Annotated in this window: 1 protein-coding gene; it reads left to right on the forward strand. The window is 44.0% G+C overall.

Annotated elements, in window-relative coordinates:
• Positions 1 to 588: group II intron maturase-specific domain-containing protein (locus tag ACROAE_RS20610; protein WP_432406200.1), on the forward strand; the 588-nt coding region annotated here is incomplete at its 5' end.
• Positions 589 to 616: the final 28 nt, after the last annotated feature.

Consider the following 616-nt stretch of genomic DNA (forward strand, 5'->3'; position numbering starts at 1 on the left):
GAAAGGGGCTTAACACTCTCTGATGAGAAAACACACATTACTCATATCAATGATGGTTTTGACTTTCTGGGATTCAATATCAGGAAGTACAACGGCAAACTGCTCATTAAACCGAGCAAGAGCAACGTTCTGTCATTTCTGAGCAACTTACGTGAATTCATCAGAAAACATCCAACAATACCCGTTAACGATTTAATCAAAATACTGAATCCGAAACTGAGGGGGTGGGCGAACTATTATCGCCATTGTGTTGCTAAGCAAGTTTTCGGTTATGTAGGCCATCAACTTTTCTGGTTGTTATGGCGCTGGGCAGTTAGGCGTCATCCGTCTAAAAGTAAAGACTGGGTGAGGCGTAAATATTATTTGGATGGTAAGGGACAGTGGCAATTTCATGGTTGGCAGAAAATAGCGAACATGGATTGTCGGTTTAACCTTGTCCAAATAGCTCAAACGCTAATACAAAGACATGTGAAAATCAGGAGTGCAGCGACACCTTACGACCCCGAATATGCAGCTTACTTAGGTACGCGCAAGCGGGCAAAGGAAGGTAGAAACTCATGGTTCGAACCCGTCTTGGCTGCGATATAGGGTGCTGGGTAACAGAACACGCCTTAGC

Origin of the sequence: Shewanella sp. MF05960, from assembly GCF_050849305.1 — a bacterium.
In the GTDB taxonomy this organism is placed as follows: Bacteria; Pseudomonadota; Gammaproteobacteria; order Enterobacterales; family Shewanellaceae; genus Shewanella.